The organism is Leptospira wolbachii serovar Codice str. CDC (assembly GCF_000332515.2).
Taxonomy (GTDB): domain Bacteria; phylum Spirochaetota; class Leptospiria; order Leptospirales; family Leptospiraceae; genus Leptospira_A; species Leptospira_A wolbachii.
On record NZ_AOGZ02000014.1, the window covers coordinates 1892932 to 1909335 of the forward strand.

The 16404-nt window shown below is 38.3% G+C and carries 19 protein-coding genes and 4 tRNA genes; 8 read left to right on the top strand and 15 right to left on the bottom strand.

Annotated features, from left to right (window positions below; all coding sequences use genetic code 11):
• Positions 1-78: 78 nt before the first annotated feature.
• From LEP1GSC195_RS14310 to LEP1GSC195_RS14330, 5 genes are read left to right on the top strand one after another with little or no spacing between them, the layout of a single operon-like run.
• Positions 79-888, top strand: coding sequence for a TatD family hydrolase (locus tag LEP1GSC195_RS14310; RefSeq protein ID WP_040506767.1), 810 nt, complete (start codon positions 79-81; stop codon positions 886-888).
• Positions 881-2137 carry a serine--tRNA ligase gene (gene serS / locus LEP1GSC195_RS14315; RefSeq protein ID WP_015682228.1) on the top strand — a complete coding sequence of 419 codons (1257 nt, stop codon included), beginning with the start codon at positions 881-883 and terminating at the stop codon, positions 2135-2137. Before LEP1GSC195_RS14310 ends, serS begins: the two co-directional genes overlap by 8 nt.
• A 28-nt stretch (positions 2138-2165) precedes the next feature.
• Complete coding sequence (locus LEP1GSC195_RS14320) at positions 2166-3680, top strand: OmpA family protein (protein WP_040506769.1); 1515 nt, start codon at positions 2166-2168, stop codon at positions 3678-3680.
• Positions 3681-3722: 42 nt separating this feature from the next.
• Positions 3723-4577 carry a substrate-binding periplasmic protein gene (locus LEP1GSC195_RS14325; protein WP_040507174.1) on the top strand — a complete coding sequence of 285 codons (855 nt, stop codon included), beginning with the start codon at positions 3723-3725 and terminating at the stop codon, positions 4575-4577.
• A 5-nt stretch (positions 4578-4582) separates the two neighbouring features.
• A complete protein-coding gene (locus LEP1GSC195_RS14330; protein ID WP_015682215.1) occupies positions 4583-6133 on the top strand; it encodes a hypothetical protein in 1551 nt (516 codons plus the stop codon).
• Positions 6134-6276: 143 nt separating this feature from the next.
• On the opposite strand, the gene recR is transcribed toward LEP1GSC195_RS14330, so the two are convergent.
• The 8 genes from recR to LEP1GSC195_RS14375 all read right to left on the bottom strand — a co-directional run bounded on the left by recR (position 6277) and on the right by LEP1GSC195_RS14375 (position 10063).
• Positions 6277-6885, bottom strand: a complete 609-nt coding sequence (gene recR, locus LEP1GSC195_RS14335) for a recombination mediator RecR (protein WP_015681998.1) — start codon at positions 6883-6885, stop codon at positions 6277-6279.
• Positions 6863-7228, bottom strand: coding sequence for a YbaB/EbfC family nucleoid-associated protein (locus LEP1GSC195_RS14340; RefSeq protein WP_198012804.1), 366 nt, complete (start codon positions 7226-7228; stop codon positions 6863-6865). The genes recR and LEP1GSC195_RS14340 overlap by 23 nt, the downstream gene beginning before the upstream one ends.
• Before the next feature lie 21 nt (positions 7229-7249).
• Positions 7250-8701, bottom strand: a complete 1452-nt coding sequence (gene dnaX / locus LEP1GSC195_RS14345) for a DNA polymerase III subunit gamma/tau (protein WP_015680743.1) — start codon at positions 8699-8701, stop codon at positions 7250-7252.
• 144 nt (positions 8702-8845) lie between these two features.
• Positions 8846-8932 (bottom strand) — tRNA-Ser (locus tag LEP1GSC195_RS14350).
• 45 nt (positions 8933-8977) lie between these two features.
• Positions 8978-9418 (bottom strand): nucleoside deaminase, encoded by a 441-nt coding sequence (locus LEP1GSC195_RS14355; RefSeq protein WP_015682400.1) that lies wholly within the window; start codon positions 9416-9418, stop codon positions 8978-8980.
• Position 9419: 1 nt separating this feature from the next.
• Positions 9420-9493, bottom strand: a tRNA-Arg gene (locus tag LEP1GSC195_RS14360).
• Between the two features lie 392 nt (positions 9494-9885).
• A tRNA-Ser gene (locus LEP1GSC195_RS14370) sits at positions 9886-9972 on the bottom strand.
• A 7-nt stretch (positions 9973-9979) separates the two neighbouring features.
• A tRNA-Ser gene (locus LEP1GSC195_RS14375) sits at positions 9980-10063 on the bottom strand.
• Positions 10064-10133: 70 nt separating this feature from the next.
• Between LEP1GSC195_RS14375 and LEP1GSC195_RS14380 the strand changes: the two genes are divergently transcribed.
• Entirely contained in the window at positions 10134-11252 is a 1119-nt protein-coding gene (locus tag LEP1GSC195_RS14380; RefSeq protein ID WP_015681735.1) for a class I SAM-dependent RNA methyltransferase, read from the top strand.
• 55 nt (positions 11253-11307) lie between these two features.
• Here LEP1GSC195_RS14380 and LEP1GSC195_RS14385 read toward each other — a convergent pair whose 3' ends face one another.
• From LEP1GSC195_RS14385 to LEP1GSC195_RS20300, 6 genes are all read right to left on the bottom strand, one after another.
• Positions 11308-11508 carry a YgaP family membrane protein gene (locus tag LEP1GSC195_RS14385; protein ID WP_015681079.1) on the bottom strand — a complete coding sequence of 67 codons (201 nt, stop codon included), beginning with the start codon at positions 11506-11508 and terminating at the stop codon, positions 11308-11310.
• A gap of 47 nt (positions 11509-11555) precedes the next feature.
• Positions 11556-12434, bottom strand: coding sequence for an alpha/beta fold hydrolase (locus tag LEP1GSC195_RS14390; RefSeq protein WP_015681605.1), 879 nt, complete (start codon positions 12432-12434; stop codon positions 11556-11558).
• The gene (locus LEP1GSC195_RS14395; protein ID WP_015680959.1) at positions 12415-13428 is read right to left on the bottom strand and encodes an alpha/beta hydrolase family esterase; all 1014 of its coding nucleotides are present in this window, start codon (positions 13426-13428) and stop codon (positions 12415-12417) included. Before LEP1GSC195_RS14395 ends, LEP1GSC195_RS14390 begins: the two co-directional genes overlap by 20 nt.
• Entirely contained in the window at positions 13425-13898 is a 474-nt protein-coding gene (locus tag LEP1GSC195_RS14400; RefSeq protein WP_015682458.1) for a WbuC family cupin fold metalloprotein, read from the bottom strand. Before LEP1GSC195_RS14400 ends, LEP1GSC195_RS14395 begins: the two co-directional genes overlap by 4 nt.
• Positions 13876-14067 (bottom strand): (2Fe-2S)-binding protein, encoded by a 192-nt coding sequence (locus LEP1GSC195_RS14405; RefSeq protein WP_015681813.1) that lies wholly within the window; start codon positions 14065-14067, stop codon positions 13876-13878. Before LEP1GSC195_RS14405 ends, LEP1GSC195_RS14400 begins: the two co-directional genes overlap by 23 nt.
• Before the next feature lie 141 nt (positions 14068-14208).
• Positions 14209-14295: a winged helix-turn-helix transcriptional regulator gene (locus LEP1GSC195_RS20300; protein ID WP_156827679.1), complete on the bottom strand. Its 87-nt coding sequence runs from the start codon at positions 14293-14295 to the stop codon at positions 14209-14211.
• Positions 14296-14369: 74 nt separating this feature from the next.
• Between LEP1GSC195_RS20300 and LEP1GSC195_RS19585 the strand changes: the two genes are divergently transcribed.
• Complete coding sequence (locus LEP1GSC195_RS19585) at positions 14370-14549, top strand: hypothetical protein (protein WP_232227843.1); 180 nt, start codon at positions 14370-14372, stop codon at positions 14547-14549.
• 26 nt (positions 14550-14575) lie between these two features.
• On the opposite strand, the gene LEP1GSC195_RS14410 is transcribed toward LEP1GSC195_RS19585, so the two are convergent.
• Positions 14576-15673 carry a glycosyltransferase family 4 protein gene (locus LEP1GSC195_RS14410; protein ID WP_040506774.1) on the bottom strand — a complete coding sequence of 366 codons (1098 nt, stop codon included), beginning with the start codon at positions 15671-15673 and terminating at the stop codon, positions 14576-14578.
• Positions 15674-15804: 131 nt separating this feature from the next.
• Here LEP1GSC195_RS14410 and folE point away from each other — a divergent pair, with 131 nt between their 5' ends.
• Positions 15805-16377, top strand: a complete 573-nt coding sequence (folE, locus tag LEP1GSC195_RS14415; protein ID WP_269571401.1) for a GTP cyclohydrolase I FolE — start codon at positions 15805-15807, stop codon at positions 16375-16377.
• The last annotated feature ends 27 nt before the right edge of the window (positions 16378-16404 follow it).

The window sequence follows — 16404 nt, forward strand, 5'->3', positions numbered from 1 at the left end:
ACAAAAGTTAATGCACCCACTATATCTTTCGATTGAATTTTCATTTTCAACCAGTGGAAATTACAAATCTTGCTATTTATGGGATATTCAACCATCGACACACACTGCCACCTAGACATAATTCGAGAACAGGGCCAAGAGATTGAAGAAACGCTGGCGAAATCCCGAAATGCTGGAGTAGACCGAATGGTGCAAATCGGGATTGATTTACCTAGTTCTAAAGAAGCTGTTCGTATTTCAGAAGCTCATAGTACTGAGGGCTTAGAGATATTTTATTCGATCGGTTGCCATCCTACAGAGACTCATGAATTTCCTAATGCGGACCAAATTTTAGATTTAGCAAAATCCCGAATGCATGATCCGAAATTTTCTGCCATTGGAGAGATTGGTGTCGATTTATATCATGATGCGAGTACAAGATCAGCCCAGAATGAAGTGCTGCGAAAGTTTTTACAGTTTTCTTCTGATCATAAATTGCCTGTGGTGATTCATTCACGTGATGCTTTTGCAGATACGTATGAAGCATTGAAAGAATTCAAAACAAAAGCATTTGGTGTGATCCATTGTTTTACTTATGATTATGAAGCTGCCAAACAGTTTGTTGATTTAGGTTATTATGTTTCGTTTTCTGGGATTGTTACTTTTAAGTCCGCCATTGATATCCAAGAAGCAGCACGTAAAATTCCATTGGAAACCATTCTTATCGAAACAGATGCACCTTTTCTATCGCCTATGCCACATAGAGGCAAGCGAAATGATTCCTCGCATCTACCTTTTGTGTTAGAAAAAATGTTTTCATTACGAACAGAAACCAATACTGAAGTCTCAGATCGCATTTATCAAAATTCCATAAAATTTACAGAAAGAAAGGCCTATCACCATGCTTGATATCAACCGTATCGTCCAAAACCCAGAAGAATTACTTTCCACCTTACAAAAGCGAGGTGTTGCCTCTGCTGACATTGAAGCTAAAATCAAATCTGTTTCTGAAAAACAACGTAAGTTAAAATTGGAAGTGGAGGACCTTCGTGCAGAACGAAACCGAGTTTCAAAAGAAATTGGAATCCAAAAATCACAAGGCAAAGACATCACTGAGATTTCTGCATCCATGAAAGGTGTGGGAGATCAAATCAAAGCCATTGAAGAAGAACTCACGAAAGAAGAAGAATCATTACATGATCTCAATTTAGGACTTCCTAATTTACTCGATCCATCTGTTCCCGAAGGAAAATCAGAAGCGGACAATGTCCTAGTGCGTGAGTGGGGCGAGGTTCCGAAATTATCCTTCGAGGCAAAAACCCATTTTGATATTGGGGAAAAATTAGGAATCTTTGATTTTGAAAGGGGAGTGAAACTTTCTGGTGCAAGATTCTACACTTATCGCGGCCTTGGTGCTAAACTAGAAAGAGCTCTCATGAATCTAATGCTTGATACTCATACAAGCGAAAATGGTTATGAAGAGATGTGGGTTCCAGTCCTTGTGAACGATGAGTCCATGACGGCCACAGGCCAGTTACCTAAATTTGCAGAAGATTTTTACAGGTTAGAAAAAGACGGACTCAACTTGATTCCAACAGCGGAAGTGCCACTTACCAATTACTACCGTGATGAAATTATTTCTGAAAAAGAGTTACCGATCTCTGTATGCGCTCACACTCCTTGTTTTCGCAGGGAAGCGGGTTCTTACGGGCGTGATACAAGGGGCCTTGTCCGTGTGCACCAATTCCAAAAAGTGGAACTAGTAAAGTTTGTAGAACCGGAAACTTCGCAAACGGAACACGAAAAAATGCTCCAAGATGCGGAATCCATTTTGCAAAAGCTAAAACTTCCGTACCGGGTGATGTTACTTTGCAGTAGAGATATGTCCAGTGCTTCCGCCAAAACCTACGATATTGAAGTTTGGATGCCAGGACTTGGTCGATTTATGGAAATTTCCTCTGTTTCTAACTTCAAAGACTATCAAGCAAGACGAGGAAAAATTCGATACAAGTCAAAGGAAGGAAAAAACCTGCTCGTCCATACTCTGAACGGTTCCGGTCTTGCGATCGGTCGAACACTCGCTGCAGTGATCGAAAATTACCAATCGGAAGATGGATCCTTCCAAATTCCGGATGTACTAAAACCTTACATTCGCTAAAATTTAGGGCAGATGACCGAGGTGTCAAATGCCCTATTCCTTTCTTACTCGTTTTCCCTCAGCAATTCGATTTAGATTCCAATGCAAAGAATCGCTCTCCAGAACACTAGAATTTGGCTATTGGGTTTATGCGTTATTCATAAAATTACATATAAATGGCAGTTATGCGAATAACATCTATTTCCCGGTGCGTGGGTTTGTTAACTGCATTACGTTGATTCGTAAATTGCTATGGCAGTCTCTTCAGCATAGGGCTGCATCTTTATCGCATATCGTTTATTGTGCACTTCTTCTATTTTCTTTCTTTTGGATTCTCTTTCTTCCTAATCCCATCTATAGCCAAACAGTTGAAACGGAACCAAGTTTAGTAGTCGCTCCGATCCAAGGGCCGATCAATACAGAGTTTCAGGAATTTGGACCCACGATGACTCCAGATGCTAAGACTTTGTATTTTTATTCTAAACGTTCGAGTAAAGGTTTTACTGAAATTTTTAAATCGGAACGTAAAAAAGATGGAACTTGGGATTTTCCTGAAGAGGTTGATGTTTTAAATTCACCATACGATGACCAAAGTCCGTTTATCACAAGAGATGGAAAAACACTATTACTATCATCTAACAGAGACGGATCTGTAGAAGTAACACTACCTGATGGAAAGGTTGGAATTTCTAGAGATTTGTATGTTTCCAATTGGAACGGAAAGTCATGGGGAAGTCCAGTTGCTTTGCCGAGTTCTATCAATACAGAGGAAATTGAAGAAAATCCCCACCTACTGGGAGACACTTTACTTTTTACTAGATACCCTTTTGGGAAACCAAATCTTGCTAAAGTCTATTTTAGCCAATATAAGAATAACAGTTGGTCGATTCCAAAACTACTCCCTTCTCCCATTAATGATAATTATGCGACGATTGCGGCAGCATTTAATGATGATGGAAGTATTCTTTTTTTCTCATCCAATAGACCTGGCGGGTATGGTGGTTTTGATTTGTACATGGCAAAAGTTGATAAAGATTCATTCAAGGAAATTGAGAATTTAGGTGCTCCAATCAATTCAGCCGACGATGAGGCCTACATTGTTTTCCAACAGGTTAAAAAAACCTTCTTATTCTGTCGAAGGGTTGAGGGTAGATCCTTTGATCTATTTACAGCTTCCATTCCAAAACAAGAAAGTTTGGTTCAAAAGAAATTAGAGGAAACCAAAAAAATCTCTTTAGATTCAGTATACTTTGAACGTGCTTCCTCAGTGTTAAAACCCGAATCCTCTGGGCCTTTAGATGCAATCGTTGACTACTTACATGAAAATTCTGCAAAGAAAATGAAAATCATAGGTCATACTGATTTAACAGGTACGTTAGAAGATAATATGGTTCTCTCAAAAGAAAGGGCAGATTCCGTTAAACAGTATTTAGTCTCTAAGGGAGTGGATCCAACTCGCCTATCGACAGAGGGAAAGGGTCCAACACAACCGATGGTGCAAGGAACAGATGAAGCTTCGTCTAAAAAAAATCGAAGAACAGAATTTGTACTGATCGATCCTTAATTTTTCCTTGCCGTTTCTATTTCCAGAGAAAAGGTAATGGGGATGTTGCCTCTTCTCAGGATCCATTTTTTTGAGTTAGTATCCTTTTTGATTTTTTTTCTGTCTGTTTCCCTTTCTGGAGAATCGAGTCAGGTTTTAGAGAAAATTAAAAAAACAAAAACTCTCACAGTTTCCGTAAATGAATTTTATGATCCCTTCTATATAGAAAATCCAAATCCTAATTTTCCCGGTTTGGATGTAGAGTTAGCACAAGAATATGCAAAATTTCTGGATGTGGATCTAAAAATCATTCCACTTCGTACTTTCGATCAACATGCAAGGATGTTAGAGAAAGGTGACACCCAAATTGCAATGGCAGGACTTTCTTCTTCCATCAATCGGTTTAGAGATGTTTATTTTACTGATCCCTATTTGATTTCAACACCCGCAGCCCTAGTAAATCGCACGGCACTCCCAGAACCTGAAGGACAAATTGTAACCGTACAATTGTTTCGCAACTTAAATGATCTAACAAACATTACGGGTATTTCTTATTCGGTGCTTGCCAATAGCTCCAATCATTTTTTTCTAAGAGAGGCTTTTCCTAAGGCGCAGATTTTCTCATATTTTACAAATGAAGCTGCCTTAAATGAATTAAAGAAAAACAATGTAAATGCATTCGTTGCAGATTCATTTTATATTCAAGCTTTGTTGCAAAAAGATTCTTCTTTGCGAGCCAACTATTTACCAATTTTGGGTGTGGTGCAAGAAGATCATATTAGTATGGCGACTGCCAAACGAGATGTCGAATTTCTATATAATCTAAATTTCTTCATCAAAGAGCTGAAGCGAACCGGTAAAATTCAAGTGCTAATTAATAAATATTTTAAATCTAACCAATGGGTGAAAAAAGAATAAAATCAATGGCATTCCGAAGTAATCTTTCTATATGTTTGATTTTTCTCCTTATACCTTCAGGATTTTTATTATCGCAAGAAGAAGAATCACAGAGAACCTTTATGAATTTTAATGGCTCGTTTCGTGTTCGTGCTACAAACGTTGGTAGGGATGTACTATTAGAAAGAAAAACTCCAGTAACCCCAATCAATAATTTAGAAAAAGAAAATGCGGAACGCCAACAAACGGAACAGCAAACAATACAATCTGATTTGGAAAGAAGACAACAAGGATTGCCTAGCCAAATCACTCGTAGGAAGGAGGACGTAAGTTATTACGATTCACGTTTTTTATACAATATGAGTTTTTCTGCCAATAAATACGTGGAAAGCGTTTGGGGAATGCAAGTCGGTGATATTCCTTTTGGCGGTAAGGGTTTACGGGCAACAGGACCCGACGGTTTTGACCCTGGATTGGTTGGCCCAGGATCTGGTGGGGAAAGAGGTCGAACCGCTGCGGTCAATGTACAGACAAACTTTTTATATTTAAACTTTAGAATTCCTGAATCGGGACTTTTTATTAAAGTAGGACAGCAGCTTTTTAGTTCGGCCCAGGGTCGCGTATTATTTTCTACAGGAACGGGCGTTAGTATTCTTAAGAATTTCCAATTTTTGCGACTCTCTTTGGAAGGTGGAATTTTACGAGCACGTGACCAAAGTTTTATGGACGTTGATAAAAATGGATTTGCTGATAAAAACTACCAAAGTTCCAATATTTATTACAATCGATTAAAGTTTGAATATTTTCGAAACATCCGTAATGAAGTTTATGCATATTTTTTGGATGATAATGACAAGTCTGATAATGAAATAGCAAGACTTGCTTGGTATGGGATGCATAATGAATTTAATTTTCAAAAATTTTCATTTATTGTTCATGGAATTTTGAATACAGGTACTGTTAGAAAATTAAGACCTGTCAATGATTCCAACGATCTAACAATTTACAATACGACACAAAGGCATTTTATCAAAGGTGGTATGTATGACTTTCAGTTTACCTACCGTTGGAGTGAATCGCTTAACTTCAATTTAATTGCTCTTGGGACAACGGGAAGACCTGGTTATGATGAGAAAGGAAACGAAGCAAATTTAAAAAGTAATGGATACCGGACCTTAGCTCCTGGATTTTCGATATCCAATATAGCTACAGATTTTACGGGCGGTTATGCATTGTTCAACGGATCCAGTTTTTCTGGTTTGAATGAATATGGTTTGTATTCCAATATTATTGCCTTTGGTCCTTATCAATTTACCTTCGGCTATTACCAATTATGGGCAACAAAATCGCCAGAAATTCGCATCAATCGAGAATTTAGTGAACGAAATGGCTATAGAACCTCCACTTATATGGGAATGGAGTATAATTTCAATATTCGTTACAATGTAACCTCCGACTTCCAAATCATTTTTCGTTCTGGCTACTTTGTTGCTGGCGATGCGCTATTTGTTTTGTTAGATTCAAAATACGGCCGAGTCTTAAGAGAAGGTTTTATTGTATTTGAACATAGGTTTTAAAAATTGTTTTAATTTTCAGTCTTTATTGAAATAAATAAACTCTAACTGCTCTTTTCGTTTCAATTTAACAAACAGGTGAATTCATTCCTTCTTTTGAATAAAGGAAACAACATTAAATTCTTTTAGGCAACTGAATAAAATAATTATAAAGTAAGCCTTGATTTGATAGCTTTTCCTAAAGTGTATTGGTCGGAATACTCTAAGGTTCCTCCAATCGTTATACCGTGAGCTATTCTAGTGATTTTAATTTCCATCGGTTTGATTACAGTTGAAAGGTACGAAGCGGTCGCATCCCCTTCAAGAGTTGGATTTGTTGCGATAAGAACTTCCTTCACACCAGTATCTTCTAATCGCTCTATCAATTGACGAATTCTTAGTTGGTCAGGCCCAATTCCATCTAATGGAGAAATAGCGCCATTGAGTACGTGGTATTTACCGACATATTCCTTTGTGTTTTCTATAAAAAAAATATCTTCTGGTTGTTCGACTACACAGAGAATTCCATTATCTCTTCTATCAGACAAACAAATGGAACAAACGGGATCTTCTGTAAGCCCACCACATTCATCACAAAATCGTAGTTTGGCTTTAGCTTCCTCAATATTGGAGAGCCAAGCTCGGAATGTAGAAGGATCCATACGAAGAATATGAAATCCAATTCTTGTAGCACTTTTTTTTCCAATCCCTGGGAGGCTAGAAAAGGATTGGATGAGTTTTTGAAATTGTGGGTCAGACAGGTGGAAATCCTCCATCCTTTTGCAATTGGTTGAATACACCTTCAAAATCGCTTGGGTTGAAGCCGAGGACATTTTTCATCTCATGAGCCATCGTTTCTTTGGCCTTTCGTTGTACTTCGTTAGTTGCTGATAGGATTAGATCTTCTAACATTTTTTTGTCATCTGCATTGAACATAATTGGATTGATATTGATGTTTGTAAGGGTGCCATCCGCAGACGCAGTCACCTCAACCATACCGGCACCGGCTGACGCTGAGACTCGAATTTGTGCGAGTCGTTTTGAGAGTTCTTCTTGTTTCTCTTTGATATTGCCGAGTTGCGAAAAAGCCTCTCGCATTTGTTTCATTTGATCAAAAATTCCCATACGTACCTTTTGGACTTATAAATTCTTAAATTGGTTGGGGTCTACTTCCATACCGGAGAATTTTTCTTTCAAAAGTTTCTCCATATCCTCGGATGTTGCTGGATTGGCCACTGCCGGTTTCGGCGTAGAAGCCACTTCCTGTTTCGGAGGATTTGCTTTGGTTTCTTGTTCAATGTTTTGTTTTGGTTTTTCTGCTGCAGATTGTGATGGCTCAAGCTTTTGTGGAGTCGGTGTCACAACTGGAGTTGTTTGTTTCTTTGGAGATTCTAAATTTTCTGGGATATGAGAAATGTCACCTTGAACCAGTTTGGTGAGTTCTGAGATTTTTGCTAATAATCCGGAAATACTAGGTTTTTCACGGTCCAATATCAATTTACGAAATTGAATTTCTAAATAAACTTTCATTTCGTACGAGCTTCGCAGTTTCATTAGATTTAATTTCTCATGGACTGAAAAAATTCTCTCTGCGAGTAAAACTAAAATTTCGCGATCCAAATCACGATAGTTTTGTTTTAGTTTCTGTAAATCTTCTTGTGGAATGTTAATAGATTCTCTATCTGCTAAATTGTCTTTAATAAGGAGAAGGGAATTTAAAAACTCAATGAAGTCCCAAACAAATTTACTGAGGTCTATTCCGGCTTGGAAAAGATTTTCTAGCGTTTCAAAGATTTGTGCACTTTGAGAGGAATCTAATAGTTGGTTTAAAAAGTCGGTAAAGGTATCAATTCCATGATACCCAATCATTTTTCGAAGTTTGGCGCCGGTTAAATTGCCATCAGTGAAAATTACAGCTTGTTCCATAAAGGACAAAGTATCCCGAACAGAGCCATCCCCTTTTTTTGCGATCCAAAATAAACCTTCTGAATCGTATTTGAGACCTTCTTTTTCACAAAGAGTTTCGATGTAGTTTTGTAATGCTGTAACAGGTACTTTTCGAAAGTGAAAGTCCTGACAACGAGAGAGAATGGTTTCTGGAATTTTATGATACTCAGTCGTAGCTAAAATAAAAACAACATGGGCGGGCGGTTCTTCCAATGTTTTGAGTAATGCATTAAAAGCAGCACCACTTAACATGTGTACCTCGTCCAAAATATAAACCCGATACTTGCCACCCATGGCGTTAAACTTTACATTTTCACGCAACTCGCGGATATTATCGACTCCACTATTGGAGGCCGCATCAATTTCAAATACATCGTTTGAATTCCCCTTGGTAATCTCCAAACAAGAAGTACACTCATTGCAAGGTTCGACCCCATCCGGTCTTTCGCAATTCAGACGTTTAGCAAGGATTCTTGCGATAGTTGTTTTACCAACCCCACGTGGTCCTATGAATATATAGGCATGACCAATTTTTTTAGATTTAAACGCGTTTTGCAAAGACCCAACAGCGAGATCTTGGTAGATCACATCGCGGAAAAATTGAGGTCTGTATTTTCTAAAGAGTACTTGGTGGTTTTCGCTCATTTAAGTCCGTATCAAAATCCGATTCAATGGAAATTTGATTCTACCGCTTTGATAATGTATATTTGTAAGCGTTCCGAGAGGTTGCAACTAAAAATGCCGAAACATTCTTTAGTGGCTTACGGAAAGTAAAAGAAGGATAGAACCTGGCGGAGAGACCGGGATTCGAACCCGGGGTGCTTTTGGCACACATGCTTTCCAAGCATGCACAATAGACCACTCTGACATCTCTCCAATGGTTTCTACTGGCTTCCATAAAAAGAAACGGTCAAAAGAATTCTACCTTTTCTCTTTGAAAAAACTAAGAAATTCAAATTTTATGTGGGATCTTGGGATGAGAGTGCATTTGGGGAAGTGGTTTAATAAATAAATGGATTCAGTTGTATAAGAAGAAATCCCCTCACCCGCTTTTGCAGGAACAAAATAAACCACTTCGGGAATTTTTACTCGCAAGATGGCACCTGCACATAGGAGGCAAGGTTCTAAGGCGGTAATTAAAATGACATCGGTAAGATAACGTCCTTCTGTTTTGGATAGAGCTTCTTCTATCGCAAGGATTTCGCTGTGTTTTGTAGGATTTAATGTTTGTTCAACGGAATTGAAGGCAGTAGAAAGAAGGGTTCCTTCTTTGGTAACGATTTCAGAATAGGAGGGAATTTCGTTTGGATGGTTAGAAACTGCTTTCGAGTATCGCTCTAAAAACGAGTCGAATGCTTCCACGTGCGCCCAAGAGGATTTGAACCTCTAACCTTCTGATCCGTAGTCAGATACTCTATCCAGTTGAGCTATGGGCGCAATGAATGCTTGAAGCATTTTTACCCAGTCCAAAAGAACGGGTATCTCTATGGTTTTTTTCAAGCGGATGGAGTAAATCAAAAATCCAGCGATTCCTAGATAAAGTAGTACAGATAGGAGATGGACAGTGGCAGCAAAATAGAGACCAACGAAGGGAAGAACTGAGACAGCTTGGGCAAGTAACAAACCAAGTAAGAACAAACAAGTATTAACCGCCGAGTATAGACAAACGGTTACAAATTCAGGATTGTTTCGTTTCCAGGTAAATACGGGAACCCAAGAAAAATACAAAGGCAAAACTGCAAAAATTTTAGCTGCTTCATCAGTGACTAAGTAGGCGCGTAGTTTTTGAAATTTGTCTTTGATTTGGGCGGTATTCATGGTGGTAACAACGGAGACGCAGGGATTCGAACCCTGGGTACGATTGCTCGTACGACGGTTTAGCAAACCGCTCCTTTCGGCCACTCAGGCACGTCTCCAGCGACTCGGAGAAGGTAGGATTCGAACCCACGGTGGGATTACCACGACGGTTTTCAAGACCGCTGCTTTAGACCACTCAGCCACTTCTCCAAGAGTACCTATCCGTTATGTTAAATGCGAGTGCAGTGTCAAATGAATATTCAATGAATGGTTCTAGAGAATGGAAAAGTTGCGCATAAAACTGGAAAAGTGGGTGAATGGTGGGTTTTGTTTGGCCCATCATGAGGGACATGCCGTCTTCGTTGAGGGCGGACTGCCCGGAGAATTGGTAGACATAAGTCTTTATAAAACAGGAAAAAAAGAATGGTTTGGAACTGTATCCGAAGTCATTGAAGCGTCCGAAAGAAGGATTCCTTCTGATTGTTGTTCGGTGTTCATGGATTGCGGTGGCTGCAGTTATCGCCATATTTCATACCAAGATGAATTGGAAATCAAAACATCACTCCTAGAAGCGATGTTCCCCAAATGGAAAGGTAAGGTTCAAGTAATCAAAGGCCTTGAGAACGAATATCGAAATAATGTTCAATGGCAATCGAATGGTAGAGAAATAGGATACTTTTCAAAAAATACCCACCGGATTGTCAAAGAGTCCAGTTCTGTTTGTAAAACTGTCGATAAACGTTTGTTATGGGAAATGGTTCCCGCTGGACTCCAGAAGTCGGTTTCTAAGAACAAATCCATTCAACTTCGGTTATCTTCAAAATCAGTTGTGAATTACGAAAGAGACCAAACGGAAATTAGTATTTTTAATACCAAGTTAAAAGTGCCAGAACGGGGTTTCTTTCAAATCAACCAGTTTCTAATAGAACCTTGGCTTGAAAAAATAAAATCTCTATTACCAGACTCTGCAAATATTTTGGAATTATTTTGCGGCTGTGGAACCATAGGGATTTCGATCCGAGAGAAAATTGAATCTTTGTATGGGATTGAATCTCACGAAAAAAGCATTCGCTATGCTAAAGAAAATGCTAAGACTAACAATGCGTTACAGTTTGAATATGAAGTTAGCGATTTATACCAAAAACACCTTCCGAAACATGTTGCCACATTTCCCATTTGGATTGTGAATCCGCCGAGGGCTGGACTTTCTGAAGGAATTGTCGAATCAGCATCTATGTTTTCACCGAAACAAATCATTTATTCTAGCTGCAATCCGAGTACACTGAAACGTGATATTACAAGATTGGAGGCTATAGGGTATAGATTGAATTATATGGCTTTGTTTGATTTTTTTCCAAGAACTCAACACTATGAAGTCTTGGTGAGTTTGAAGAAGTAAACATACAACTCACAAACATTAATCTGTGAGTTGGTTATTATCTGCCTTTTACGACTTATTTTTCTTTTGTTGTAAACTTAAAAGGAAGGTAGGCCGGGCAGAAGCCAATTGCAGATGTTGCAATCATAACAAGTCCGATAACAAAGAGAACCAATGCGGTTGTTCCTTCTACAATTCCACCCAAGTACAATCCACCTAATACTAAACCAACGACCACTCGAATGATTCTGTCATAAAGACCCATATTTTGAAACATATTCAATCTCCTTAAAGAACATTTGACGAAAGAAAATTAGCAGATTCTTATTTATTTTTTTGTAACCATTCTAAAATCAACTTAGTCACTTCTTCTCTTCTTTCCCAATGGAGGAAATGACCTGCATGATCAAATCCAATTTTGCGAAACCCACGAGGAAAGTCGGTTTCATCCAAAAGATGTTCGAAAAGATTTTTATGAAAACAGCCATCATTCAAACCGTATAGAATTTGTGTCGGAACGGTAATTTGTGAATCTAAGATTCCTAATATACTTTCTCTACCCGATTCTGTGAATAAATCGTTTAAATTTCGGTAATAAGCAAGGGCCGAAGATAGGATTCCTGGATTCTGAAAGTTAGCTTTAATTTCTGCTAAATGGTCTTGGTTTGGGGTGTACCCTGGTGACCAGTCCTTCCATAAAAAATCCACCAAGGCAAAACCGTTGGAACGGATTGTTAGTTCTGCTAAAAAAGGAATTTGGAACAATACAACATACCACGAATGGATTGTTTGTTGAGGTGCCCAAAAAAAAGAATCCTGGTATGTTCGTAACAACGGAACCCCAAGGCTTGTGATGGATTTGATCCGATTGGGGTAATACATTCCAGCTGCAAAGGCGATCACAGCTCCCCAATTGTGTCCTACTAAATGAACCGAGTCCCATCTACGATCTTCCATCCATCCTAATATATCATCCACAAGATCAACTACATGTAATTTATGCGCATGCGAGATTGTGGAGGGTTCATATCCTCGCATAACAGGTGCAACGCAATGGAAATCATTCTTTCCAATTTGTTCCATAATAGGAGCAAAGGTTTTATGGTTATCCGGAAAACCATGAAGGAAGAGAACAGGATCTCCCGATCCTGTTTCTAAAGTGGTAAATACAGTGGATGAATTTCTAATTTCCGAATGATGCATTGTTTACCAACTTTTCTTTTTTGTAGGTCGATCTGAAGAATTGTAACACAATTTCTCTTGTATCCAAGTCCTTACTTAAATACCCATATTGTTTTTCGTTTTGGTAATAAAATCCATTGGGCCAAATGTGACCACCACCGGGAATTAAATATCCTTCTACCATTTGATCCGAATGACAGTCTGCGATTTTAGTATATTGAATATCGCGCTTCCAAAACTTGTTTAAATGCCTTTTTTTCGATTTTGTTTCTTCTTTGCAGGAAAAACCTGAGGACCAGAAATTTAATGATTCTAAGTAGGAAACTACATCTCCCGCAGCAATCCGGTGTGATTGATTGTTTGGATCAGAAGGAATGGAAACCGTTCCTCCCAAGTAGGGTACTACATCATCTGATGTCCCCATAATGAAACCGATCGATTTTTGAGGAGGTGGGTTACAAATTTCTTTCAAACCTCTGGAAGTAACTGCCGCAATTGAATAACCAGAACTGAATAAATCTGTAGCTTCGCATAACAATCGCTGTGTCATAAATCCACCGTTGGAGATACCAACTGCATGGATTCTGTTATAATCCACAGGGATTTGTGTATCTAAATGTCGAACCATATCCCGAAAAAATTCCACATCTTTTGTGTTTCGTTTATCAGTTAGGGAATGTGGAATTTTTCTACCATCATTCCAGCGGTTGGCATAACCATCAGGATAAACGGCGATAAATCCATACTCTTCGGCCTTTTCAGACATTCTTGTAAGGTAAATCATTCCTTCCCCCGTGCCACCACCTCCATGCAAAATAAAAACCACGGGCAAGCGATCTTGTTTGATTTGTTTTGGAATATAGTAACGAAAAGACCTCAAAATTCCATCAGAAGAAATGGATTCCAACTTATGTTCTTTTACGGGAACAATCGAAGGTAAGGATTTACAAAAAAAAGAGAAGGAAACCATAAAGAGTGTTAGGTAAAATTTACTTAATGAGGAGATCCGATTCATACAAACAAAGATTCATACCATGCGATGGTTTCATTCACTTTAGGATCACCTTCCAGTGGATACTTGGAGTGAAACTCTTTGTCAATAGTTGGATCATAAGGACCGGACTTCCCTTCAAAACAAACAGCATTCTGTGAAAGACAAACTAAACTATGCCAAACACCTGGCTGTAGGTCAATTCCTCGTTTGGGACCACTAGCAGAGAGTTTATGGGCTTCTTTGATTTCTCCATTTTCTTGGAAGATTAAAAATCCGATTTCACCTTCAAGAACTACAAAAGTCTCGGGTTTTGGATCCAACAAATGTCTGTGAGGTGGAATGTAAGTATCTTTTGAAAGCACATTAAGAAACCTTTGGTAGACTTCTGCTGGCTCGTGGAAGTTATGATTGGTGCGTTTTCTTTCGGCGGTTTGGGCTTTTTTGATGAGTGATTCGATTAAGTTAGAATCAATAATTTGTATTTCCTGCAAGTTGACCTTCCAATTCCTGCTCGATGAAGGCTAACATATCCGGAATACAACCCGTACAAGTATCAGCAGCTCCCATCTCGCGGGCAACTTCTAGTATAGGGCGATTGGATTCTTTGACAACATTTAAGATAGATTCAAAGAAAACTTCTGCACAGTGACACTTGATCATGGTTCTGAGAATCAGTCTCTTAGGAGGCTGAAAAGCTGACAAGTATTTTTGAACCTGTGGTTTCAGTTTTTTATGGTCTAGGACCAGCGCTAGTGTGGGTTTTTTGGTAATGAGAAACTGCCCATTGCGTTAATTCATGGATCACTTTTTCGACAGCATTTTATCCGTAATTCCTGGAATTTCCTCAGCAATTTCTTTAAATCGTTTCTTTCCAAACGAGAGAGACATAATAATAGGTAGCTTCCATTTCCCCCTTAGGAATTGCGAAACTGATCGGATCGTTAGCCATTCTCGTTCCACAAATTCCCCGCCGATTCAAGGAATGGGCATACGTCAGGTTTGGAATTACTTTTATTTCGGCAGCGATTGCACATTTGCAAAGTGGAGATTCTGTATCTACGGCAATTGCACCTATTGTTATATTCCGAATATTGGCTGTTTCTTATGTTTTTTATTATAAGACACAACAAGTATCAGTGTGACCGTCTTAATCTAGATACCTTCGGATCTAAATAGAAAAGTATTTATAAACGTTATTCAAGGATTGAATCGCATTGTGCCAAAGGAAACGGTTTGCATTCACTAGACCTTTCTTTTGGTAATCTTTTTGTAATTTATCATTCGATAATAAAAAGAGAATTTTAGATTTTAAATTTTCTTTAGAGTACGGATCGAAGTATTCTGCAGTAGATCCTAAAATTTCGGGAAGGACACTAACATTAGAAGAAAGGACAACTGTACCTACACTTTGTGATTCCAATACTGGAAAGCCAAATCCTTCGTACAATGATGGGAAAATAAAAAGTTTTGCACCTTGGTAAGCAAGAGGTAGTTCTTCATACGGCAGGTGTGGAAGAAAAAAAATTAAATTTGGGTATTTGTCTTTAAATACTTTTAGTTCTGTTGGAATTTCTTTACTGATTCCTCCAATCACAAGCGGAAGATTCAATTTTTTTTCTTTCCATAATTCTTCTATAGTTTCCAATAAAAAAGGAAAGTTTTTGTGAGCTTTTCCAATTCCAACTGTGAAAAGATAAGATTTTGGAAGCGATTGTTTTTTTAGAAAAATGTTTAAATTTGTTAATGGTTTATTCGAAAAAATCTTTCTATCAATCCCATTATACACGACAGAGATTTTATTTTCCGAATAACCAAAAGATTGAACTAAGTCTTGTTTAGTAAATTTAGAGACTGTAATAATCTTCAGAGCAAACCATTTGATCCATCGAAACACAATTTGCATGTACACTCGTTTAACGAAAGAACTATGAGCCGCTTTGAAATGATAAGGAATGAGATCATGGATCGTAACAATACACTTTCGAATGTAAGGGAACGGAATGTTAAAATGCGGTATATCTAAAAGATCCATGTTTGCCATTTCTGGATGGCCTAAAAATTCTTTAGGTGAATAGATATTGGTTTTGTATTCTATGATTTGAGCTTCTTTTGGTAGATTGTATTTTTTTAAAATCGCTGGATCTCCAAAGATAAATAAATCGGCCGTCTGAGGAGAGATAGGCCAAAATTTTAAAATATGTTGGATACGAATCCCAATCCCCGAATTTTCGATCATCCGTGCATCGTAACCTATTTTTAGCCGCATTGGATCTAGATTATGTCCTTTAGAATTAATTTAAAAAAAAGGAAATGTGTCTTTTCCTTTCTGGTAGAGTCTAGTCAAATTGGTAGTGAATATTCTGCATTCATAATTTGGAAGGCAGCCTCACAAGGAACATATCTGTAAAAAGGAATCGGATGGAAAACTTAATCGAAGAAATCCTAAAACAAATTGGTGAAGATCCCACGAGAGAGGGTCTGATGAAAACTCCTAGTCGAGTGAAAAAGGCGTATGACTTTTTGACGAGCGGGTATAAGGCCGATTTGAACCAGATTGTAAATGGAGCTATCTTCGAAGAAAATACCACTGGTATGGTTCTTGTGCGAGATATTGAAATGTATTCTTTATGCGAACACCATTTGCTTCCTTTTTATGGAAGGGCTCACGTTGCTTACATTCCTAACAAAAAGATCATTGGAATTAGCAAAATTCCAAGAATTGTGGATGTCTTTGCTCGTCGTTTGCAAGTGCAAGAAAGGTTAACTGACCAAATTGCACAGGCAATTCAAGAAACATTAGAACCACTGGGTGTGGGTGTTGTCATTAAGGCAAAACATTTGTGTATGATGATGCGTGGGGTAGAAAAACAAAACTCGGAACTTTTTACTTCTAGTCTCCTCGGTCTATTCAAAACAGATCCCACTACCCGAAGTGAATTTTTGGATCTGATCCGAACCGGTTCACACTAAGTTCAATTTTTAAATTCTATTTTTAAG

Bases quoted from the DNA above. Each gene is read 5' to 3' on its own strand.
- LEP1GSC195_RS14320 (WP_040506769.1), top strand. From the start codon at position 2,166: ATGCCCTATTCCTTTCTTACTCGTTTTCCCTCAGCAATTCGATTTAGA.
- LEP1GSC195_RS14405 (WP_015681813.1), bottom strand. From the start codon at position 14,067: ATGATCAAGTGTCACTGTGCAGAAGTTTTCTTTGAATCTATCTTAAAT.
- LEP1GSC195_RS14410 (WP_040506774.1), bottom strand. From the start codon at position 15,673: ATGCGGCTAAAAATAGGTTACGATGCACGGATGATCGAAAATTCGGGG.
- dnaX (WP_015680743.1), bottom strand. From the start codon at position 8,701: ATGAGCGAAAACCACCAAGTACTCTTTAGAAAATACAGACCTCAATTT.
- LEP1GSC195_RS14330 (WP_015682215.1), top strand. From the start codon at position 4,583: ATGGCATTCCGAAGTAATCTTTCTATATGTTTGATTTTTCTCCTTATA.
- LEP1GSC195_RS14385 (WP_015681079.1), bottom strand. From the start codon at position 11,508: ATGTTTCAAAATATGGGTCTTTATGACAGAATCATTCGAGTGGTCGTT.
- LEP1GSC195_RS14380 (WP_015681735.1), top strand. From the start codon at position 10,134: ATGGAAAAGTTGCGCATAAAACTGGAAAAGTGGGTGAATGGTGGGTTT.
- LEP1GSC195_RS14390 (WP_015681605.1), bottom strand. From the start codon at position 12,434: ATGCATCATTCGGAAATTAGAAATTCATCCACTGTATTTACCACTTTA.
- recR (WP_015681998.1), bottom strand. From the start codon at position 6,885: ATGGAGGATTTCCACCTGTCTGACCCACAATTTCAAAAACTCATCCAA.
- LEP1GSC195_RS14395 (WP_015680959.1), bottom strand. From the start codon at position 13,428: ATGAATCGGATCTCCTCATTAAGTAAATTTTACCTAACACTCTTTATG.
- LEP1GSC195_RS14325 (WP_040507174.1), top strand. From the start codon at position 3,723: ATGTTGCCTCTTCTCAGGATCCATTTTTTTGAGTTAGTATCCTTTTTG.
- serS (WP_015682228.1), top strand. From the start codon at position 881: ATGCTTGATATCAACCGTATCGTCCAAAACCCAGAAGAATTACTTTCC.
- LEP1GSC195_RS20300 (WP_156827679.1), bottom strand. From the start codon at position 14,295: ATGTCTCTCTCGTTTGGAAAGAAACGATTTAAAGAAATTGCTGAGGAA.
- LEP1GSC195_RS14310 (WP_040506767.1), top strand. From the start codon at position 79: ATGGGATATTCAACCATCGACACACACTGCCACCTAGACATAATTCGA.